This is a genomic window from Microbacterium sp. NPDC064942, from assembly GCF_049545525.1.
In the GTDB taxonomy this organism is placed as follows: Bacteria; Actinomycetota; Actinomycetes; order Actinomycetales; family Microbacteriaceae; genus Microbacterium; species Microbacterium gawkjiense.
In genome coordinates this window covers 57,322-77,612 of sequence record NZ_JBMWDR010000007.1, presented here as the reverse complement: position 1 = coordinate 77,612, position 20,291 = coordinate 57,322, and the positions used below count along the sequence as shown (strand labels likewise).

Annotated in this window: 16 protein-coding genes, 1 tRNA gene and 1 other RNA gene; 12 read left to right on the top strand and 6 right to left on the bottom strand. The window is 71.8% G+C overall.

Going from position 1 to position 20,291, the window contains the following annotated elements; genetic code table 11:
* The 5 genes from ffs to ACPEH2_RS12165 all read left to right on the top strand — a co-directional run bounded on the left by ffs (nt 1) and on the right by ACPEH2_RS12165 (nt 6,923).
* Nucleotides 1-97, top strand: an RNA gene (ffs, locus tag ACPEH2_RS12185) — signal recognition particle sRNA small type.
* Between the two features lie 51 nt (nt 98-148).
* Nucleotides 149-2,284: a phosphate acetyltransferase gene (pta, locus tag ACPEH2_RS12180; protein ID WP_423718818.1), complete on the top strand. Its 2,136-nt coding sequence runs from the start codon at nt 149-151 to the stop codon at nt 2,282-2,284.
* Nucleotides 2,281-3,504, top strand: a complete 1,224-nt coding sequence (locus ACPEH2_RS12175; protein ID WP_423718817.1) for an acetate kinase — start codon at nt 2,281-2,283, stop codon at nt 3,502-3,504. Before pta ends, ACPEH2_RS12175 begins: the two co-directional genes overlap by 4 nt.
* A 31-nt stretch (nt 3,505-3,535) precedes the next feature.
* A complete protein-coding gene (locus ACPEH2_RS12170; protein ID WP_217531024.1) occupies nt 3,536-4,258 on the top strand; it encodes an HAD family hydrolase in 723 nt (240 codons plus the stop codon).
* Nucleotides 4,259-4,304: 46 nt separating this feature from the next.
* On the top strand, nt 4,305-6,923 hold the full coding sequence (locus ACPEH2_RS12165) for a glycoside hydrolase family 65 protein (protein ID WP_423718816.1): 2,619 nt from the start codon (nt 4,305-4,307) through the stop codon (nt 6,921-6,923).
* 2 nt (nt 6,924-6,925) lie between these two features.
* Here the strand turns inward: ACPEH2_RS12165 and ACPEH2_RS12160 are convergent, their stop codons facing one another.
* Nucleotides 6,926-8,032, bottom strand: coding sequence for an FAD-dependent oxidoreductase (locus ACPEH2_RS12160; RefSeq protein ID WP_423718815.1), 1,107 nt, complete (start codon nt 8,030-8,032; stop codon nt 6,926-6,928).
* A 93-nt stretch (nt 8,033-8,125) separates the two neighbouring features.
* Here ACPEH2_RS12160 and ACPEH2_RS12155 point away from each other — a divergent pair, with 93 nt between their 5' ends.
* Together ACPEH2_RS12155 and recR are read left to right on the top strand one after the other, a co-directional pair.
* The gene (locus ACPEH2_RS12155; RefSeq protein ID WP_359919453.1) at nt 8,126-10,264 is read left to right on the top strand and encodes a DNA polymerase III subunit gamma and tau; all 2,139 of its coding nucleotides are present in this window, start codon (nt 8,126-8,128) and stop codon (nt 10,262-10,264) included.
* Between the two features lie 3 nt (nt 10,265-10,267).
* Nucleotides 10,268-10,861: a recombination mediator RecR gene (gene recR / locus ACPEH2_RS12150; protein WP_064003041.1), complete on the top strand. Its 594-nt coding sequence runs from the start codon at nt 10,268-10,270 to the stop codon at nt 10,859-10,861.
* On the opposite strand, the gene ACPEH2_RS12145 is transcribed toward recR, so the two are convergent.
* Nucleotides 10,862-11,260: a DMP19 family protein gene (locus ACPEH2_RS12145; protein ID WP_217530878.1), complete on the bottom strand. Its 399-nt coding sequence runs from the start codon at nt 11,258-11,260 to the stop codon at nt 10,862-10,864.
* A gap of 21 nt (nt 11,261-11,281) precedes the next feature.
* Entirely contained in the window at nt 11,282-12,673 is a 1,392-nt protein-coding gene (locus ACPEH2_RS12140) for a threonine/serine ThrE exporter family protein (RefSeq protein WP_253035893.1), read from the bottom strand.
* Between the two features lie 141 nt (nt 12,674-12,814).
* Here ACPEH2_RS12140 and ACPEH2_RS12135 point away from each other — a divergent pair, with 141 nt between their 5' ends.
* Complete coding sequence (locus ACPEH2_RS12135) at nt 12,815-14,101, top strand: aspartate kinase (protein ID WP_064003044.1); 1,287 nt, start codon at nt 12,815-12,817, stop codon at nt 14,099-14,101.
* 18 nt (nt 14,102-14,119) lie between these two features.
* Here ACPEH2_RS12135 and ACPEH2_RS12130 read toward each other — a convergent pair whose 3' ends face one another.
* Nucleotides 14,120-14,863 carry an SDR family oxidoreductase gene (locus tag ACPEH2_RS12130; protein ID WP_359919450.1) on the bottom strand — a complete coding sequence of 248 codons (744 nt, stop codon included), beginning with the start codon at nt 14,861-14,863 and terminating at the stop codon, nt 14,120-14,122.
* Between the two features lie 64 nt (nt 14,864-14,927).
* Here ACPEH2_RS12130 and sigJ point away from each other — a divergent pair, with 64 nt between their 5' ends.
* The 4 genes from sigJ to ACPEH2_RS12110 all read left to right on the top strand — a co-directional run bounded on the left by sigJ (nt 14,928) and on the right by ACPEH2_RS12110 (nt 19,356).
* Nucleotides 14,928-15,830 carry an RNA polymerase sigma factor SigJ gene (gene sigJ, locus ACPEH2_RS12125; RefSeq protein ID WP_359919449.1) on the top strand — a complete coding sequence of 301 codons (903 nt, stop codon included), beginning with the start codon at nt 14,928-14,930 and terminating at the stop codon, nt 15,828-15,830.
* Between the two features lie 121 nt (nt 15,831-15,951).
* Nucleotides 15,952-17,022: an aspartate-semialdehyde dehydrogenase gene (locus tag ACPEH2_RS12120; protein WP_359919447.1), complete on the top strand. Its 1,071-nt coding sequence runs from the start codon at nt 15,952-15,954 to the stop codon at nt 17,020-17,022.
* A gap of 135 nt (nt 17,023-17,157) precedes the next feature.
* On the top strand, nt 17,158-18,708 hold the full coding sequence (locus ACPEH2_RS12115) for a malate:quinone oxidoreductase (RefSeq protein ID WP_359919445.1): 1,551 nt from the start codon (nt 17,158-17,160) through the stop codon (nt 18,706-18,708).
* A 9-nt stretch (nt 18,709-18,717) separates the two neighbouring features.
* A complete protein-coding gene (locus ACPEH2_RS12110; protein ID WP_423718814.1) occupies nt 18,718-19,356 on the top strand; it encodes a thymidine kinase in 639 nt (212 codons plus the stop codon).
* A 6-nt stretch (nt 19,357-19,362) separates the two neighbouring features.
* Here ACPEH2_RS12110 and ACPEH2_RS12105 read toward each other — a convergent pair whose 3' ends face one another.
* Nucleotides 19,363-20,127, bottom strand: coding sequence for an HAD-IIB family hydrolase (locus ACPEH2_RS12105; protein ID WP_423718813.1), 765 nt, complete (start codon nt 20,125-20,127; stop codon nt 19,363-19,365).
* Between the two features lie 86 nt (nt 20,128-20,213).
* Nucleotides 20,214-20,287 (bottom strand) — tRNA-Pro (locus tag ACPEH2_RS12100).
* Between the last annotated feature and the right edge of the window lie 4 nt (nt 20,288-20,291).

The following is a 20,291-nucleotide window of genomic DNA, read 5'->3' as shown; positions in this document are numbered from 1 at the left end:
AGCAGCTCTCCGCGAGACGGCATCCAGGCCAACTCCCCCAGGACGGAAACGTAGCAAGGGTAACCAGGCTCTGCCGGGTTCGCGGAGAGTCTTTCTTTTGCCCGGCGCCTCCCAGCCCGTCCATCGGCCGCGACCCTAGGCTGGGAGCGTGGCTCAGAGCATCTACATCACCTCCGCCGAAGGTCACTCGGGCAAGTCGACGATCGCCCTCGGCGTGCTCGACACCCTCAGCCGCCGGTCGCCTCGCGTCGGGGTGTTCCGCGCGATCGCGCGCTCGACCGAGGAGCGCGACTACGTGCTCGAGATGCTCCTCGACCACGACGGCGTCGACCTAGGCTACGACGAGTGCATCGGGGCCACCTACGACGAGGTCCGCGCCGACCCCGAGGCGGCCCTCGGCCGCATCGTCGAGCGGTACAAGGCGGTCGAGGCCCAGTGCGACGCGGTCGTCATCGTCGGCAGCGACTACACCGATGTCGGCAGTCCCGCCGAGCTCGGCTACAACGCGCGCATCGCGGCCAACCTGGGGGCGCCCGTCCTCGTGGTGCTGTCGGGGCAGGCCGCCGACGGTGAGCGGCAGACGGATGCCGGTGGGCTGACACCCGCCCAGGTCGGTAACCTCGCGACCCTCGCGCTGTCCGAGATCACGCACGAGCGCGCCGGCATCTTCGCCGTCGTGGTCAACCGCGCCGACCCGGCGCACCTCGACGACATCGTCGCAGCCGTCCGCGCCGTCCCCGCCGCAGCGGGCGACATCGGGGTCTGGGCGATCCCCGAGGACGCGTACCTCGTGGCCCCGTCGGTCGGCGACGTCGCCCGTTCGCTCGGCGCGACGCTCGTGAAGGGCGACGAGGCGCTGCTCGACCGCGAGGTGCTGCACGTCGTCGTCGCGGGCATGTCGCTCAACAACGTCCTTCCGCGGCTCGAGGAGGCCGCGATCCTCGCCGTGGCGGCCGATCGCACCGAGGTGCTGCTCGCGGCGCTCCTGGCCAACGCGTCGGGGACGTTCCCCTCGCTGTCGGGCATCGTCCTCTACGGTCCGTTCGAGCTCCCCGAGCACGTCGAGCGCCTCATCGACGGCCTCGACTCGAACCTCCCGATCCTCGCGACCGATCAGGGCACGTACGAGACCGTGCGCGGCATCATGAGCGCCCGCGGCCGGCTGGCCGCGCACTCGCAGCGCCGGTACGACACGGCCCTGGCGCTGTTCGAGCAGCACGTCGACACCGGCGACCTCCTCCGACGCATCGGCCTCGCGAGCTCGCAGGTGGTCACGCCCCTCATGTTCCAGTACGGGCTGATCGAACGCGCCCGGCGCGAGCGTCGCCGCATCGTGCTGCCCGAGGGCGGCGACGACCGCATCCTGCGCGCGGCCGCCACTGCGCTCGCGCGCGGGATCGCCGACATCACGATCCTCGGCGAGCCCATCGAGGTGCACGCGCGTGCCCTCGAGCTGGGTCTCGACATCCGCGCCGCCGAGGTGCTGAGCCCCTTCGACGCCGTCCACGTCGACAAGTTCGCCCGCGAGTACGAGCGCCTCCGCGCGCACAAGGGCGTCACGTTCCGGCAAGCCGCCGACACGGTCACCGACGTCTCCTACTTCGGCACGCTCATGGTGCACCTCGGGCTCGCCGACGGCATGGTGTCGGGCGCGGCGCACACGACGGCGCACACCATTCGTCCGGCGTTCGAGATCATCAAGACCAAACCCGGCGTCGACGTCGTCTCGAGCGTGTTCCTCATGGCGCTCGCCGACCGCGTGCTCGTCTACGGCGACTGCGCGGTCATCCCCGACCCGACGGCGGCCCAGCTCGCCGACATCGCCGTCTCGTCCGCGGCCACGGCGGAGCAGTTCGGCATCTCGCCGCGCGTCGCCATGCTCTCGTACTCGACCGGCGAGTCCGGGTCGGGTGCCGACGTCGAGAAGGTGCGGGAGGCGACCGCGCTCGTGCGCGAGCGTGCTCCGGAGCTCCTCGTCGAGGGTCCGATCCAGTACGACGCCGCGACCGACGCGGCCGTCGCGGCGACGAAGATGCCCGGGTCGGATGTCGCCGGTCGGGCGACCGTCTTCGTCTTCCCCGACCTCAACACGGGCAACAACACCTACAAGGCCGTGCAGCGCTCGGCCGGCGCGGTGGCGATGGGTCCGGTCCTGCAGGGCCTGAACAAACCCATCAACGACCTCTCCCGCGGTGCCCTCGTCGAGGACATCGTCAACACGATCGCGATCACCGCGATCCAGGCGCAGAACGCGGATGCCGCGTCCCCGGAGGCCCGCGCATGACCCCCGTCCTCGTCATCAACAGCGGCTCGTCCTCGTTCAAGTACCAGCTCGTCGACGTCGCCACCGAGCGTCCCCTCGCCTCCGGCCTGGTCGAGCGGATCGGCGAGGAGTCGGGCATCGCGACCCACACGGTCTTCCTCGGCGGGGAGGGCACCGCGGTCACGGCGACGAAGGCCACCTCGCGCATCGAGCGCGCGATCCCCGACCACACCGCCGGGTTCGCCGTCATGCTCGAGGCCTTCGCGGTCCAGGGTCCCTCCCTCCAAAACGCGCGCCCGGTCGCCGTCGGGCACCGGGTCGTCCAGGGCGGCGCCCGCTTCTTCGAGCCGACCCTCGTCACCCCCCTCGTCGAGATCAACATCGACGAGCTGTCGGCCCTCGCGCCGCTGCACAACCCGGGGGCGCTGCAGGGCATCCGCGCGGCGCGCGCCGCCTTCGCCGATGTCCCCCACGTCGCGGTGTTCGACACGGCCTTCCACCAGACGATGCCGGCCGCGGCATACACCTACGCGATCGACCGCGAGACGGCGCAGAAGCACCGCATCCGCAAGTACGGCTTCCACGGCACGAGCCACAAGTTCGTGAGCGAAGCGGCTGCGGCCTTCCTCGGGCGGCCGCTCGCTGAGCTCTCGCAGATCGTGCTGCACCTGGGCAACGGGGCGTCGGCGACGGCCATCCGCGGCGGCGAGTCGGTCGACACCTCGATGGGGCTCACACCACTCGAGGGGCTCGTGATGGGCACGCGCTCCGGCGACATCGACCCGTCGGTGCTCGGGGTGCTCGCCCGGCGCGAGGACATGGGCCCCGGTGAGCTCGACGCCTTCCTCAACAAGCGCAGCGGCCTCCTGGGACTCGCCGGCGCGTCCGACATGCGCGACATCGACACCCGCCGACGTGAGGGGGATGCCGACGCGCAGCTCGCCTTCGACGTCTACATCCACCGGCTCCGCGCCTACCTCGGCGCCTACCTCGCGCAGCTCGGCGGCGTGGACGTCATCTCGTTCACGGCGGGCGTGGGCGAGAACTCCGCCGTCGTGCGCGCCGCCGCCCTCGAGACCCTCGGCTTCGCCGGTGTCCACCTGGATGCCGAGCGCAACACGTCGGGCGAACGCGGCATCCGCGTCATCTCCACCGACGACTCTCCCGTGACGGTCCTCGTCGTGCCCACCGACGAGGAGCTCGAGATCGCGCGCCAGGCCCACGCCGTCGCGACGGCCTGACGTGCGCGGCCGTTACGCTGGTCCGGTGACGATGGCTGAGCTTCCCGACCTCACCCGTTTCGACGGGGTCCTCTTCGACCTCGACGGTGTGCTGACCCCCACGGCCGAGGTCCACATGCACGCCTGGCAGAGCATGTTCACGGAGCTGTTCGCCTCGTGGGGCGTCGAGCCCGCCTACCGCGAGAGCGACTACTTCGAGCACCTCGACGGCAAGAAGCGGTACGACGGCGTCGCGAGCCTGCTGCGCTCGCGCGACGTCGAGGTGCCGTGGGGCGACCCGTCCGACGACCCGTCGGTCGACACGATCTGCGGGATCGGCAACCGCAAGAACGTCGTCTTCGAGCGCGTGCTGCGCGCCGACGGCATCGCGCCGTACCCGGGCTCGCTCGCCCTCGTCGAGAAGCTGCAGGCCGCCGGCGTCCCCATCGCCGTGGTCTCGAGCTCGAAGAACGCCCGCGAGGTCCTCACGGTCGCCGGCATCATCGACCGCTTCCCGGTCATCATGGACGGCGTCGTGGCCGAGTCCGAGCACCTCGCCTCCAAGCCCGCGCCCGATGTCTTCGCGCGCGCCGCCGAGCTGCTCGGGGTGGACCCCGCGCGCAGCGCCGCCGTCGAGGACGCGCATTCGGGCGTGCGATCGGCCGCCTCCGCCGGGTACGGTCTCGTGGTGGGTGTGGACCGCGGCGCTGGAGCCCAGGCGCTGCGTGACGCCGGGGCGCACGTCGTCGTGGACGACCTCGCCGTCTTCGCCTGACCCGCGGCATCCCCTGTCGTCCTGACACCCGAAGAAGGACCCCCGCATGATCGATCGTCATCGTTTCCCCGTGGACCCGTGGCGTCTCGTCGAGACCTCGTTCTCGATCGACGACGTCGGCGTCACCGAGACGCTGTTCGCCGAGGGCAACGGCTACCTGGGCCTGCGGGGCAACCACCCCGAGGGGAGCCACGCGCACGAGCACGGCACGTTCCTGAACGGCTTCCACGAGGTGTTCCCGATCCGGCACGCCGAGCGCGCCTTCGGCTTCGCCGAGGTCGGGCAGACGATCATCAACGCGCCCGACAGCAAGGTCATGCGCGTCTACGTCGACGACGAGCCGCTCTCGCTCGACATCGCGGACCTGCGCGAATACGAGCGCGCCCTCGACATGCGCCGGGGAGTACTGACCCGCCACATCCGGTGGATGACCCCGAGCGGCAAGGACGTCGTCATCGACTACGAGCGCATGGTCTCCTTCGAGGAGCGCCACGTCGCCGTCATGCGCGTCTCGGTCACGGTGCTGAACGCGGATGCCCCGGTCACGGTCAACTGCCAGATGATCAACCGGCAGGACGGCCAGGACGTGTACGGCGGTCCGGGGCTCGGCAAGCAGGCAGAGGCCGGGTTCGACCCCCGCAAGGCCGACGGTTTCGCGAACCGGGTGCTGCAGCCCGAGGACCACTGGCAGGACGGCAATCGCGCCGCGCTGTCGTACAAGGTCACCGACTCCGGCATGACGGTCGCCGTCGTCGCCGACCACCTCGTCGAGACCGAGAACGAGTACTCGTCGCGCTCGCTCGTCGAGCCCGACGTCGCCAAGAACGTCTTCCGGGTGCAGGCGAAGCAGGGTGTGCCGGTGACGATCACGAAGGCCGTCGCGTATCACACCTCCCGCGGCGTCCCCGCGCGCGAGCTCGTCGAGCGCGCCCGCCGCACGCTCGACCGGGTCGAGCACGAGGGCATCGAGCGGCTGTTCGAGCGGCAGGAGGCCTGGGTGCAGGCGTTCTGGGAGCGGTCGGACGTGCTCATCGAGGGGCACGACGACCTGCAGCAGGCGACCCGGTGGTGCCTGTACCAGCTCGCCCAGGCGGCCGCGCGCGCCGACTCGCTCGGCGTGCCCGCGAAGGGTCTGACCGGCTCGGGCTACAGCGGCCACTACTTCTGGGACACCGAGGTCTACGTCCTGCCGTTCCTCGCGTACACGACGCCGCTCTGGGCGCGGAACGCGCTGCGGATGCGGTACCTCATGCTCCCCGCGGCCCGGAAGCGCGCGGGGCAGTTGAACGAGGCGGGCGCCCTGTTCCCGTGGCGCACGATCAACGGCGAGGAGGCCTCGGCCTACTACGCCGCCGGCACCGCGCAGTACCACATCAACGCCGACGTCGCCTTCGCGCTCGGCAAGTACGTCCGCGCGACGGGGGACACCGACTTCCTGCACCGCGAGGGCGTCGACATCCTCGTCGAGACGGCGCGGCTGTGGGCGACCCTCGGGTTCTGGCGGTTCACCGAGACGGGCGAGCCCGAGAGCTTCCACATCCACGGGGTGACCGGTCCCGACGAGTACACGACGGTCGTCAACGACAACCTGTTCACGAACGTCATGGCGCGGTACAACCTGCGCTACGCCGCGCGCGTCGTGCGCGAGATGGCCGTCGACCAGCCCGAGGCCTACCGCGCGATGGTCGACCGTCTCGATCTCGACGAGGCCGAGCCGGTCGCGTGGCAGAGCGCCGGCGAGGCGATGCACATCCCGTACAGCGAGGCCCTCGGCATCCACCCCCAGGACGCCGTCTTCCTCGAGCGCGAGGTGTGGGACCTCGAGAACACCCCCGCCGAGCAGCGCCCGCTCCTGCTGCACTTCCACCCGCTGGTGATCTACCGGTACCAGGTCCTCAAGCAGGCCGACGTCGTGCTCGCCCTGTTCCTGCAGGGCAACCAGTTCACCCCGGCCGAGAAGCTCGCCGACTTCGAGTACTACGACGCGCTGACGACGGGCGACTCCACGCTCTCGGCGGTCGTGCAGGCGATCCTCGCCGCCGAGGTCGGGTACCAGGACCTCGCGCTGGAGTACTTCCGCGAGTCGGCGTTCGTCGACCTCGGCGACCTGCACAGCAACGCGTCCGACGGCGTCCACGTCGCCTCCGCCGGCGGCGTCTGGACGGCGCTCGTCGCCGGGTTCGGCGGCATGCGCGATCACCGCGGGGCGCTCAGCTTCGACCCGCGCCTGCCCGCCGACTGGCCGTCGCTGTCGTACACGCTCCACTGGCACGGCACGCGCCTGCGGATCACGGTCCGCCGCGACGAGATGACGGTCACCGCTGACGACGGCGACGCCGTGTCGTTCACGGTCCGCGGCGCCGGGTACACGGTCGCCGGCGGCGAGACGGTGACCGTGCACCTCGACGGCCAGGGCCCGGTGATCCCGGGACGCCCCACCCTCCGCCAGATCGGCGAGCAACTGCGCGAGGACGGCACGCTGCTGTCGGCATCCGTCCCCGACGCGACGGCCGCGACCTCGGTCCCGGTGCACACCGGCACGATCCCGATCGTGACGGCGGACGAGGACCAGGCGGATGCCGCGGCGCAGCAGGCGTTCGAGCCCGACATCCGGACGCAGCAGTTCCCGGCGATCGACGCGGGTGATGTGACCGCGACGGTCTGAGTTCAGACCGTCGCGGTGGCGCGCTCGCGAACGATCGCGCGGACGGCGTCGCGACCGGCGCGGTTCGCGCCGATCGTCGACTGCGACGGGCCGTAGCCGATGAGGAACAGCCGCGGCTCGTCGATCGCGCGGGTGTCGCGCACCCTCACGCCGCCGGCGGGGGTGCGCAGGCCCAGCGGCGCGAGGTGGGCGATGTCGGCGCGGAAGCCGGTCGCCCACAGGATGACGTCCGCGCGCTCGAGGGTGCCGTCCGGCATCCGCACCCCATCCGGCTCGATCGCGCGGAACATCGGATGCCACACCAGGGCGCCCCGGTCCTTCGCCGCCTGCGCCCACGGCGACCAGTGCGCGCCGGTGACCGAGACGACGCTTCCCGGCGGCAGCCCCTGCCGCACGCGCTCCTCGACTCCGGCGATGGCCTGGATGCGCGCGGCGGTGTCGAAGGCGGTCGCGTCCCACTGCGGTTCGGTGCGCGAGACCCAGAACGTGTCCGTGACGGCGGAGATCTCGTCGAGCAACTGGATCGCCGAGACCCCGGCGCCCACGATGACGACGCGTCGACCGCGGAACTCCTCGGCCGAGCGGTAGTCGTGCACGTGCAGCTGCCGGCCGGTGAACGTCGCCTGCCCGGGGTAGGTCGGCCAGAAGGGCTTCCGCCACGTGCCCGTGGCGTTGATGACGTACCGCGCCGCCCAGGCGTGGGCGCCGTCGCTGGTGTCCGCCTCGACGATCAGCCGGCCGCGCGGGTCGTCGTCGGCCCGTCGGACGGCGCGCACCTGCACGGGGCGACGGACCGCGAGCTCGAACCGCGCCTCGTAGGCAGTGAAGTACTCCGGCAGGACCTCCCGGCTGGCCGCCCGCGGATCCGCCGGCGGCACGGCGTAGCCGGGGAGCTCGTGGATGCCGTTGACCGTGCCCATCCGCAGCGACGGCCACCGGTGCTGCCACGCGCCCCCGGCATGCGTCTCGGCGTCCACGACGACGAACGTGGGCGCCTCCGCCTGGGCGTCCCCGAGTGGGACGAAACCGCGGTGACGCAGATGGTAGGCGGCGCTGAGCCCGGCCTGCCCCGCGCCGATCACGGCGACGTCGACGGGCTCGGGGGACATGACGGCTGCAACGTGAGACCGACCCCGGCTGTTCCCGGTGCCCGGAGCCTCGGCGCCGGATCGGATGTCGGCGCCACGCCGTAGTCTGTTGTGGTGACCACCGCTCTGTACCGCCGCTATCGCCCGGAGTCCTTCGGCGAGATGATCGGGCAGAGCCAGGTGACCGAGCCGCTCATGACGGCGCTGCGCAGCGACCGGGTCGGCCACGCCTACCTCTTCTCCGGTCCCCGCGGCTGCGGCAAGACCACCTCGGCCCGCATCCTCGCGCGCTGCCTCAACTGCGCGCAGGGCCCGACCGACATCCCGTGCGGCGAGTGCGACTCCTGCAAGGAGCTCAGCCGCGGCGGCGGCGGTTCGCTCGACGTCGTCGAGATCGACGCCGCCTCGCACAACGGTGTCGACGATGCGCGCGACCTGCGCGAACGCGCCGTCTTCGCCCCCGCGCGCGACCGCTTCAAGATCTTCATCCTCGACGAGGCGCACATGGTCACGGCGCAGGGCTTCAACGCGCTCCTGAAGCTCGTCGAGGAGCCCCCCGCGCACGTGAAGTTCATCTTCGCGACGACCGAGCCCGAGAAGGTCATCGGCACGATCCGCTCGCGCACCCACCACTACCCGTTCCGCCTCGTCGCCCCCGCCGCCATGCTCGAGTACGTCGAGCAGCTCTGCGCCAGCGAGGGCGTGACGGTCGAGCCCGGTGTCCTGCCCCTCGTCGTCCGCGCCGGCGGTGGATCGCCGCGCGACACCCTCTCGCTCCTCGACCAGCTCATCGCCGGCTCCGAGGACGGCGCCGTGGGCTACGAGCGCGCGGTCGCCCTGCTCGGCTACACGCACGCCGAACTGCTTGACGAGGTCGTCGACGCGTTCTCGTCGCACGATGCCGCCGCGGCCTTCGGCGCCGTCGACCGCGTCGTTCAGACCGGTCAGGACCCGCGACGTTTCGTCGACGACCTGCTTGAGCGCCTGCGCGACCTCATCATCGTGGCGGCGACCGGCGAGGGCGCCCGCGCCGTGCTGCGCGGTGTGCCGGCCGACGAGCTCGAGCGCATGGGGCGCCAGGCTGCTGCGTTCGGCACCGACCGGCTCTCGCGGATCGCCGACCTCGTCGTCACCGCGCTCGACGACATGACCGGCACGACCTCGCCCCGCCTGCAGCTCGAGCTTCTCGTGGCCCGTGTCCTCGCCGCGACGGATGCCGGTGCGCCCGCCGCGGCCGCGCCCTCGGCGCCCGCGCCGGTCGCCTCCGCGCCGGTCGCCTCCGCGCCGGTCGCTGCGGCGCCGGTACCTGCGGCGCCGGCGCCCGCCGCGGTGGAACCCCGCGCGACGCCCCCGGTATCCGCTCCCGCCGCTCCCGGCGCAGGGGCCGCCGCGGCGCCCGCCCCGTCGGCGCCCGAGCCGGCCCCGGCGGCCCTGCCCGAGCCGCCCGTCCCGACCGGGCCGGTGACGTTCGCGCAGATCCGCGACTCGTGGCCCGAGATCCTCCGCCGGCTCGAAGACCTCAGCCGCACGTCGTGGATGATCGCGAGCGCGTCCCGGCCGGTGGCATATGCGGAGGGTGACATCCTCACGCTGTCGTTCCAGAGCCACGCCGACGTGCAGTCGTTCAAGAAGCTGAGCGCGGGCAAGGGTCCGAGCGAGGATCTGCGCACCGCGATCCTGTCGGTGCTCGGCGTGCGGGTGAAGTACCTCACGCGGCACGACACCGACCCGACCCCGCCGCCGCCCGGCGGCGTCGGACCCGACGTCCCGCCCGCCCCGACGGCCCCGCCGGCCGCGACGCCCTCGTCCGGCCCCGGCGGCGCCGCTGCACCCGCGGCATCCCGTCCGCCGTCCGCCGCCCCGCGGACCGCCCCCGCAGCCGCCGCGCCCGTCACCGAGTGGGCGGTCGCTCCCATCCCCTCCGACGACGGTGCGCCCGCCGCGCAGTTCGCCGTCGACGAGGAGCCCGAGGATGCGGCCCCCGCGCCGGTCCGCACGCTCACCGCGCCGCGGGAGGGCGATGTTCTGCCCGCCGAGGCACCCGACGACGACGAGGACGACGTGCCGCCGCCGGTGGATGCCGACGCGCCCGTCCCGGTCCACACCCCGCCGCCCACGCGGCTCGCCGCCGAGCCGCCGCGCGCGCCGCGTCCGGGCGGCATCGAGCGGGTCGGCGAGGCGGCGGTCCGCCAACTGCTCGGCGCCCGGTTCATCCGCGAGGAGCCGTACACGCCGCCGACGAGGTTCAACTGACCCATGTACGACGGCATCGTCCAAGACCTGATCGACGAGTTCGGGCGCCTTCCTGGCATCGGCCCGAAGTCGGCGCAGCGCATCGCCTTCCACATCCTGCAGACGCCGTCCTTCGACGTCTCCCGGCTCGCGCAGCTGCTGTCCGAGCTGCGTGAGCGGGTGCGGTTCTGCGAGATCTGCGGCAACGTGTCGGAGCAGACGCAGTGCTCCATCTGCCGCGACCCCCGACGCGACCGCACCTTCATCTGCGTCGTCGAAGACGCGAAGGACGTCTCGGCGATCGAGCGCACCCGCGAGTTCCGGGGGCTGTACCACGTGCTCGGCGGCTCGATCAGCCCCATGGCGGGTATCGGTCCCGACGACCTCCGCATCGCGCAGCTCATGCAGCGCCTCGCCGACGGCACCGTCACCGAGGTGATCCTCGCGACCAACCCGAACCTCGAGGGCGAGGCGACCGCGACCTACCTGAGCCGCCTGCTCCACACCCTCGAGATCCGGGTGACCCGGCTCGCGTCGGGACTCCCGGTCGGCGGAGACCTCGAGTACGCCGACGAGGTCACCCTCGGGCGTGCCTTCGAAGGCCGTCGCGCGGTCTAGTCAGTCGGTCGGGGCGAACAGCTCCGGCTCCTGGGCGAGCGTGCGCTCGATGGCCGCGAGGATGTCCTCGTCCTCGAGGCGGTACTCGCCGTTCACACGCTCCTCGGCCTCGCCCCACGCCTCTTCGTCGCCGACCCCCGCCGTCTCGTCGTACTCGGACGCTGCTCGGTCCACGGCCTCGGCGGTCGCTTCGAGTCCGAGGGTGCGGTAGCCGTCGGCGATCGCGTTCAGGGGGAACTCGTCATCGGTTGAGTGCACCTCGATCGCGTACCAGAATCCGCCGTTCTGGACCATTCCGTGGAAGGTGAGGACCCGTCGGGCGGCGAGGTCGCCCGCCAGCGTCGCGGCGGCGTCGAAATCGACGGCCCGGTTCCAGATCGCGTCACTCGCAGAGCTCATGCGAAGAGCCTAGGGGAGAGCTCAGGACCGCTCGCGCGCGCGGGCGCGGATGACGGTGCCGAGCGTCGCGCGCAGCGGCTGACCGACGTAGATGCCGAGCGACGCGCCGACGGCCAGCGCGATCCCGACGGTCGCCGCCGAGGCGAGGGTCGTGAAGCCCATGAGCAGCGTCACGGTGCTCTGCCCGGACTCGACGACGCCGAGGAGGCCGCGGAAGACGGCCGCGCCAGGCACCATCGGCAGGATCGCCGCCGTCGTGATCGCCACCGACGGCACGTGCAGCTTGTAGGCGGCGAGGATGCCGATGAGGCTTCCCACGAACGCGCCCACGCCGCTGGCGGCCGCGGTTTCGAAGCCGAGGGCGGATGCCGCGGTGTAGCCCGCCCAGGCGACGACGCTCAGGGCCACGCTGACCGCGACGACCCGGAGCCCGGCGCCGTTGTAAATCGTGACCGAGACGGCGATAAGCGCGGCGCCCGCGAACTGCAGGGGGATCGGCCCGAACGGCAGCGGGTCGTTCGGGGCGTCCATCCCCGCCCCGACGACGCGCGCCGTCTCGAGTCCCGCGAGGATGCCCAGGACGACACCCAGGGTCTGGGTCGTGAGTTCGAGGATGCGGCCGGTCGCCGTGAGCGCGAAGCCGTCGATCGCGTCCTGCGCGGCGCCCACGACGGTGAGCCCCGCGAGCATGAGCACGATGCCGGAGGCGACGATGACCGACGGTCGGATGTCCTGCGCCGCCATCCATCCCGTCGCCTCGAGGCGCGGGGCGACGGCGGCGATGAGGGTCAGGACGAAGGCGCCGGCGACCTGGCTGAAGAAGAACGGGACGTGCGCGCGGCCGAGGAGGAACTGCGTGATCGCCGCCCCCGCCGCCGCGATGAAGGAGAGCAGGATGACCAGCCAGTTCGCGCCGAACATGAGGGCGACGCCGACGGCGAGCAGCGCCTGCGCCCCGACGATGACCGGCGGGTGATAGGCGAAGGGGGTGCGGCGCACGATCCGGAACTCGGCGCGCGCGGACTCCAGCGGCATCCCGTTCCGGATCGCCGCGACGAGGGCCTGCAGCCGCTGCAAACGGGCGTGGTCGGGGGCCTGGCTCCGCACGACGCGCATGAGCGTGATCGGACGGTCGGCGCCGCTGCGGTGATGCGCGACGGTGATCGAGTTGTAGCTGACGTCGACGTGCACGGGGTCGAGGCCGTACACCCCGGCGACCCGGACGATCGTGAGCGTCACCTCGCTCGCGGGGGCGCCCGAGGCGAGCATGGACTCGCCGATACGGATGGCCAGATCGAGCACCCCGACCGCGAACGCGTCGTCGATGACGGGCAGCATCTCGGTGTGCGGAGCCGAGCTCTCGGGAGTGCGGACGAGGGCCTGCAGCGACGTGAAGAGCTGGCGTCGTCCCATGGGATCCAGCCTAAATGAGCCCTCCCGGCGGTCCGCCCGCGTCACATGGCTGTCGCGGTACGGGCCGCTCCGTAGGATGGACGGCGGGCGTGAGTCTCCGCCCGCCGGCTGCGCCCGGCATCCACCCGGGAGTATCCGACCATGGCCCTGATCGTCCAGAAGTACGGCGGTTCGTCCGTCGCCGACGCCGAGAGCATCCGCCGCGTCGCGAAGCGCATCGTCGACGCCCGCCGCGCCGGTCACGACGTCGTCGTCGCCGTGAGCGCGATGGGTGACACGACCGACGAGCTGCTCGACCTCGCCTCGCAGGTCTCACCGCTGCCCGCTCCGCGCGAGCTCGACATGCTGCTCTCCAGCGGTGAGCGCATCTCGATGGCGCTGCTCGCGATGGCGATCAACTCGATGGGCTTCGAGGCACGCTCGTTCACGGGCAGCCAGGCCGGCATGATCACCGACAGCTCGCACGGCGCCGCCCGCATCGTCGACGTCACCCCCGTCCGGGTCCGTGAGGCGCTCGACGAGGGCGCGATCGTCATCGTCGCCGGCTTCCAGGGGTTCAGCCGCGACACCCGCGACATCACGACGCTCGGCCGCGGCGGCTCCGACACCACCGCCGTCGCGCTGGCCGCCGCCCTGAACGCCGACGTCTGCGAGATCTACAGCGACGTCGACGGCATCTTCACCGCCGACCCGCGCGTCGTGCCGAAGGCCCGCAAGCTCGCGACGGTCCAATCCGAGGAGATGCTCGAGCTCGCCGCCAACGGCGCGAAGGTGCTCTACATCCGCGCCGTCGAGTTCGCCCGCCGTCACGGCGTCATGATCCACGCCCGCTCGACCTTCAGCTCGGGTGTCGGCACGTACGTTCTCGGTCCGGGGATGACCGCCCCCGACCACGAAGAGGGAGAAGAGATGGAAGAGCCCATCGTCACCGGTGTCGCCACCGACCTCAGCCAGGCCAAGATCACCGTCGTCGGCGTGCCCGACGTCCCCGGCAAGGCCGCCGAGATCTTCAAGATCGTCGCGAAGTCCGGCGCGAACGTCGACATGATCGTCCAGAACGTGTCGGCCGCCGCCACCGGGCGCACCGACATCTCGTTCACCCTGCCCAAGGCAGAGGCGTCGACGGCTCTGCGCGCCCTGTCGGTCGAGCAGGGCTCGGTCGGCTTCGACAAGCTCGTCCACGACGACCAGATCGGCAAGCTGTCGGTCGTCGGCGCCGGCATGCGCACCCACTCGGGCGTCTCGGCGACCCTATTCGAGGCGCTGTCGACGACGGGTGTCAACATCGAGATGATCTCGACCTCCGAGATCCGCATCTCGGTCGTCGTCCGCGGTGACGACCTCGCCGAGGCGGCGCGTGTCGTGCACACCGCGTACGGTCTCGACGGCGACACCGAGGCCGTCGTCCACGCCGGCACCGGCCGCTGACGACGAGCCCGCCGGGCTTCATCCCTGCGCGGCGAGCCAGTCGTCGAAGGTCGGCCCGGCGAGTGTCGCCCCCGCGGCCGGCAGGTTCAGCCCGGCGCGCATGCCGCGCATCTGCGCCCCCGGGATGCCGACGGGGATGACGGGGGTCCGCGAGCCGTCCCGTCGCACCCACGCCCCGATCATGCGCTCGAGGCGTTCCTCGCGGGGCCCCGCGAGGTCCGCCGCACGTCCCTGCGGTCCCGAGACGGCGAGGGCGACCAGTCGTGCCGCGACCTCGACGGCAGCGACCGGCTGCACGCGGGCGCGCGGAGCGAGCTGTAGCGGCCCCAGTCGTGCCTGCGACGCCACCTGCCCGGCGAACTCGTGGAACTGCGTCGCCCGCAGGATCGTCCAGGGCACCGTGTCGCGTTCGAACAGCTCCTCCTGCACGACCTTGCCGGCGTAGTAACCGTTCGGGTTGCGATCGATCCCGACGATCGACAGCAGCACCGCGTGCGGCACACCCGCCGCCCGGGCCGCCGCGAGGAGCGTCCCGGAGGCGGCGCGGAAGAACTCCGTCGACGTCGCCGCGCGGGTGGTCCCGACACTGGCCGCGTCGATCAGGGCGTCGACGCCCACCAGTGCGCGATCGGTCGCCGCGCGGTCGCGCAGATCGACCCCCGCCGCCCGCGAGAGGACGACGGGCTCGTGCCCCGCCGCGCGCACCCGCTCCACCACGAGTCGTCCGACGGTGCCCGTTCCGCCTGCCACTGCGATCTTCATCTCTCCCCTTCCGAAGGTGTGTCACTGTGGTGACGACGCAGCCTCCGCGAATGTGAGGCCGGGGATGGAGATCGCGATGACGGATGCCGCGACGCGACCGGATGCCGCGGCCGGCGAGGTCGACGCGCACCGCCGCATCCTCGTCGCCGCGGCCCATCGCATGCTCGGGACGCTCGCCGAGGCCGAGGACGCCGTGCAGGAGGCGTACGTCCGCTGGGTGCGCCTCAGCGACACCGAGCGGACGGAGATCGCGAACCCCGCGGGCTGGCTCATGCGGGTGACGGGTCGGATCTGCCTCGACGTGCTCGGCTCGGCGCGGGCGCGCCATGAGATCTACGTGGGGGAGTGGCTCCCCGAGCCGGTCCCCGCCGAGTCCGCCGGCGGCGACCCCGCCGATGCCGCCGCCGGGGCGGAGAGCGTCTCGACGGCGCTCCTGCTCGTCCTCGAGACCCTCACCCCGGCCGAGCGCGTGGCGTTCGTGCTGCACGAGGTGTTCGCGGTGCCGTTCGGGGAGATCGCCGAGGTGCTGGGGCGTTCGCCCGCCGCGTGCCGACAGCTGGCGGCATCCGCTCGTCGTCACGTCGGCCGCCGCCCGGGGGCCACCGTCCCGCGCAGCCGGCACGACGAGGTCGTGGCCGCGTTCGCCGCCGCGAGTGCGACGGGGCGGCTCGACGCCCTCGTCCGCGTGCTCGCGCCCGACGTCGTCCTCGTCTCGGACGGCGGCGGGGTCGTCTCCGCGGCCAGGCGGCCGGTGCGCGGTGCCGACCACGTCGCGCGGTTCCTGCTCGGGCTGGCTCAGAAGCAGCCCGCGGCGGTGTACGAGCCGGCGGTCACCGGCGACGGCCTCGGTTTCGTCATACGCCTGGGCGGCGCCGTCGCCGCGGTCGTGACGTTCGCGACCGACGGCCAGCGGATCACGGACGTCTGGATGATGCGCCACCCCGGCAAGCTGCGCGCCTGGGTGTGACGCCCGGGCGACACATGCGGATCACGGCACCCGCGGCGCCGGTAGAATCGCCGGAACCCGCTCTCCTGCGCCTTGTCGCGACGCCTCGTCGCGCGGCGCCGCACCCCCGAGGAACCGCACCATGACCGTCTTCTCCGATTCGGGATTCTCCGTCGCCGTCGTCGGCGCCACCGGCCAGGTCGGGACGGTGATGCGCGACATCCTCGTCGAGCGCGCGTTCCCGATCCGTGAGCTCCGCCTGTTCGCGACGGCCCGCTCGGCCGGCTCGACGATCGAGGTCGACGGCCGCGAGATCGTCGTCGAGGACGTCACGACGGCCGACCCCGCCGGCATCCAGATCGCGCTGTTCTCGGCCGGCGCGACGGGCTCGCGCGCCCACGCGCCGCGGTTCGCCGAGGCGGGCGCCGTCGTCATCGATAACTCGAGCGCCTGGCGGATGGACCCCGAGGTCCCGCTCGTCGTCAGCGAGGTCAACCCGCACGCGATCGAGGATCTGCCCAAGGGCATCATCGCCAACCCGAACTGCACGACCATGGCCGCCATGCCCGTGCTCAAGCCCCTGCACGTCGAAGCCGGGCTCGTCCGCCTGACCGTCAGCACCTACCAGGCGGTGTCGGGCTCGGGTCTGGCGGGGGCCGAGGAGCTGCTCGGCCAGGTGGAGTCGGTGGTCGGCCAGGGCGGCGCGATCGGTCTCGTCCACGACGGCGCCGCCGTCGAGTTCCCGGCGCCGCAGAAGTACGTCGCCCCCATCGCGTTCAACGTCATCCCCTTCGCCGGCAACCTCGTCGACGACGGCGAGGACGAGACCGACGAGGAGAAGAAGCTCCGCAACGAGAGCCGCAAGATCCTCGAGCTTCCCGACCTCCGCGTCGCCGGGACCTGCGTCCGCGTCCCCGTCTTCACGGGCCACTCGCTGTCGATCCATGCCGAGTTCGCGCGCGACATCACGCCCGCCCGTGCGCGAGACGTCCTCGCCGACGCCGCCGGGGTCGCCCTCGCCGACGTGCCGACTCCCCTCGCCGCCGCCGGCGCCGACCCGAGCCTCGTCGGCCGCATCCGGGCCGACCAGTCCGCGCCCGAGGGTAAGGGCCTCGTCCTGTTCATCAGCAACGACAACCTCCGCAAGGGGGCCGCTCTGAACGCGGTCCAGATCGCCGAGCTCGTCGCCGCGAACCTGGCCGCCCGCGTCTGAGGACGGATGCCGGGTGCCCCCGTCCCCGCGCGGCGGCACCCGGCATCCGTGTTTCACCTGGGGAAAGAAGCGTGTTTCCTGCACCGCCGGGGGCGCCCCGACGGAGATCGCCGGTGGTCGGGCAACGTAGACTGGATGACCGTGACTGACAATCCCGGAGCAGACGATCACGCCGTTGAGGACGCCGCCGCGAGCAGCCCCGCCGCGGTGAGTCCGACGGAGGTGTACGACGCCCTGCTGATCGGCGGCGGCATCATGAGCGCCACGCTCGGCACCCTGCTGCAGCAGCTCGAGCCGGACTGGAAGATCGGCGTGTTCGAGCGTCTCTCCGAGGTCGCGCAGGAGTCCTCCAACGCGTGGAACAACGCGGGTACGGGCCACGCGGCCCTCTGCGAGCTGAACTACACGCCCGAAGGACCCGACGGCACGATCGACCCGGCGAAGGCGATCGGGATCAACGAGCAGTTCCAGCAGTCCCGGCAGCTGTGGAGCGCCCTCGTCGAGCGCGGCGTGCTCGACGAGCCGTCGACGTTCATCAACGCGACCCCGCACATGACCTTCGTCCGCGGCGAGAAGGATGTCGCGTTCCTCAAGAAGCGCTACGAAGTGCTCAAGGAGCAGCCGCTGTTCGCCGGCATCGAGTACTCCGAGGACTCCCGCGTCATCAACCAGTGGGCCCCGCTGCTCATGCAGCAGCGCCGCAAGGGCGAGCCCTTCGCGGCCACGCGTGTCCCGGCGGGCACCGACGTCGACTTCGGTTCCCTCACCCGTCAGCTGTTCGAGCACCTCGCCGCGCAGGGCGTCGACGTCGAGACCAACCGCGAGGTGCGCGACCTGAAGCGTCAGAAGGACGGCACGTGGGAAATCACCTACCGCCGCACCGTCGGGCGCACTCCCGGCAAAGTGCGGGCGCGGTTCGTCTTCGTGGGCGCCGGCGGCTGGGCCATCAAGCTCCTGCAGCGCTCCGGCATCCCCGAGATCTCGGGCTACGGGGTCTTCCCGATCGGCGGCCAGTGGCTGAAGACCTCGAAACCCGAGCTCGTCGCGCAGCACAAGGCGAAGGTGTACTCGCAGGCATCGGTGGGTGCCCCGCCCATGTCGGTGCCGCACCTCGACACCCGCGTCGTCGACGGCGAGGCGTCGCTGCTGTTCGGCCCGTTCGCGACCTTCAGCCCGAAGTTCCTCAAGAACGGTCGGATGACCGACATCATCGCCCAGGTGCGCCCCGGCAACATCCTCCCGATGCTCAAGGTCGCGATCGACAACCCCGGTCTCATCAAGTACCTCGTCAGCGAGCTCCTCAAGGGTCACGCGAAGAAGGTCGACTCGCTCCGCGACTTCATGCCCAGCGCTCGCGATGAGGACTGGGAGCTCCTGCAGGCCGGTCAGCGCGCGCAGGTCATGAAGAAGGACCCGAAGAAGGGCGGCGTGCTGCAGTTCGGCACCGAGGTCGTCAGCTCCGCCGACGGCTCCATCGCCGGACTGCTGGGTGCTTCGCCGGGCGCCTCCACCGGCGCGTCGATCATGCTGGGTCTGCTGAAGACCTGCTTCGCCGACCGCCTGCCGGCCTGGGAGCCGACCCTCAAGGAGCTCATCCCCACGTACGGTCGGACGCTCAACGACGCACCGGAGACGGCGCACGAGGTCCTGCAGAGGACCGCGGCTGCCCTCAAGATCAACGCCTGAGACGCATCCGTGGCGAAGCTCTACTTCCGCTTCGGCGCGATGAACTCGGGCAAGTCGACGGCGCTGCTGCAGGCTGCGTTCAACTACGAGGAGCGCGGGCAGCACGTGCTGCTGGCCAAGCCCGAGATCGACACCAAGGGCGCCGACCAGATCTCCAGCAGGCTGGGCGTCGAGCGCAGGGTCGACTTCCTCATCGGGCCGGAGGACGACGCCCGCGCGCTGTTCGCGGAGCATCGCCGGCGGGTGCAGGTCGACGCCGAGGCGGCACTCGTGCCCGACACCCGGACGGACGTCGCCTGCCTGCTCATCGACGAGGCGCAGTTCCTCGCGCCGGATCAGATCGACGACCTGCTGCGGATCGCGGTGAACGACGGCATCCCCGTCCTCGCCTACGGCATCCGCACCGACTTCCAGACCCGGGCCTTCCCGGGGTCCGCGCGGCTCATGGAGCTCGCCCACAGTCTCGAAGAGCTGAAGACCATCTGCCGCTGCGGCAGCAAGGCGCTGTTCAACGCGCGGCTGGTGGGCGGCCGGTTCGTCTTCGACGGCGACCAGGTCGCGATCGACGAACTGTCCGCCGACCGCGTCACGTACGAGTCGATGTGCGCCCGGTGCTACCTGCGCGAGTCGGGCGGCAGGCTGCGCTGAGGCGGCTCAGCGGGCCTGCAGGGTCGGGATCAGCTCGTCCAGGTAGGCGGCAGTGTCCTCCCAGCCCTCGACGGCGTGGCAGGTCACGCCCATCGCGAGGACGGGGTAGTCGTTGCCGTGCTCGTCGAGGCGGTCGCCCACGAACAGCATGTCGTCGAGCGGGATGCCGGTCTGCTCGGCGAGTTTGCTCATGCCGTAGGCCTTGTCGATCCCGCGGTGCGTGATGTCGACCGAGGTGGACCCGCCGGAGCGGACCTCCAGGTCCGGGATGCGGGCGGCCACCGCGTCGCGCAGCGTGTTCTTCTTCTCCCCGGTCGGGTCCCACGCCGTCTTGGCGTCGAGGGGAGCGGACTGACCGAGCGCCGAGAAGGTGATCTGCGACCCGCGGTCCTCGAGGATCGGTCCCCACGTCTGCTCGGCCCACAGGCCCAGGCGCTTCGCCTCCTCCTCGACGGCCGCGAGTGCGCGCTGCTTCTCGTCGTCGGTGAGGGAGAGGGCGTAGACCGTCTCGATGCCGTCCGCGGTGAGGCGGTAGTACTGCGTGCCGCACGTGGGCATCAGGTGGATGTGCGCCAGCAGGCCGGCATCCGCTTCGGGCAGGCGCTCGACGACCTGCGAGCGGAACTGCTGCAGCTGGCCACCCGAGATGATCGCGACCTCGACGCGCTCCGCGAGGCGCAGCAGCTGCTCGCCGATCCGCGGATCGATGGCGCTCTTGGAGGGTGCGAGCGTGTCGTCGAGGTCGAAGGCCACGAGGCGGGGAGAGGTCATGGGACTCCGTTCGGTGGGAGGTGCGATGGCCCCTCCGAGGAGGGATGCGAAAGGCCCCGCCGGAATCCGGCGGAGCCTCTCTGCGGTCGGGGTGACAGGATTTGAACCTGCGGCCTCGTCGTCCCGAACGACGCGCGCTACCAAGCTGCGCCACACCCCGTGGC

Excerpts from the sequence above, each read along its gene's own strand:
- ACPEH2_RS12105 (WP_423718813.1), bottom strand. The coding sequence starts at position 20,127 with ATGACCTCTCCCCGCCTCGTGGCCTTCGACCTCGACGACACGCTCGCA.
- ACPEH2_RS12135 (WP_064003044.1), top strand. The coding sequence starts at position 12,815 with ATGGCCCTGATCGTCCAGAAGTACGGCGGTTCGTCCGTCGCCGACGCC.
- sigJ (WP_359919449.1), top strand. The coding sequence starts at position 14,928 with ATGGAGATCGCGATGACGGATGCCGCGACGCGACCGGATGCCGCGGCC.
- ACPEH2_RS12115 (WP_359919445.1), top strand. The coding sequence starts at position 17,158 with ATGACCGTGACTGACAATCCCGGAGCAGACGATCACGCCGTTGAGGAC.
- ACPEH2_RS12120 (WP_359919447.1), top strand. The coding sequence starts at position 15,952 with ATGACCGTCTTCTCCGATTCGGGATTCTCCGTCGCCGTCGTCGGCGCC.
- ACPEH2_RS12170 (WP_217531024.1), top strand. The coding sequence starts at position 3,536 with ATGGCTGAGCTTCCCGACCTCACCCGTTTCGACGGGGTCCTCTTCGAC.
- ACPEH2_RS12165 (WP_423718816.1), top strand. The coding sequence starts at position 4,305 with ATGATCGATCGTCATCGTTTCCCCGTGGACCCGTGGCGTCTCGTCGAG.
- ACPEH2_RS12140 (WP_253035893.1), bottom strand. The coding sequence starts at position 12,673 with ATGGGACGACGCCAGCTCTTCACGTCGCTGCAGGCCCTCGTCCGCACT.
- ACPEH2_RS12160 (WP_423718815.1), bottom strand. The coding sequence starts at position 8,032 with ATGTCCCCCGAGCCCGTCGACGTCGCCGTGATCGGCGCGGGGCAGGCC.
- ACPEH2_RS12175 (WP_423718817.1), top strand. The coding sequence starts at position 2,281 with ATGACCCCCGTCCTCGTCATCAACAGCGGCTCGTCCTCGTTCAAGTAC.
- ACPEH2_RS12130 (WP_359919450.1), bottom strand. The coding sequence starts at position 14,863 with ATGAAGATCGCAGTGGCAGGCGGAACGGGCACCGTCGGACGACTCGTG.
- ACPEH2_RS12145 (WP_217530878.1), bottom strand. The coding sequence starts at position 11,260 with ATGAGCTCTGCGAGTGACGCGATCTGGAACCGGGCCGTCGATTTCGAC.
- recR (WP_064003041.1), top strand. The coding sequence starts at position 10,268 with ATGTACGACGGCATCGTCCAAGACCTGATCGACGAGTTCGGGCGCCTT.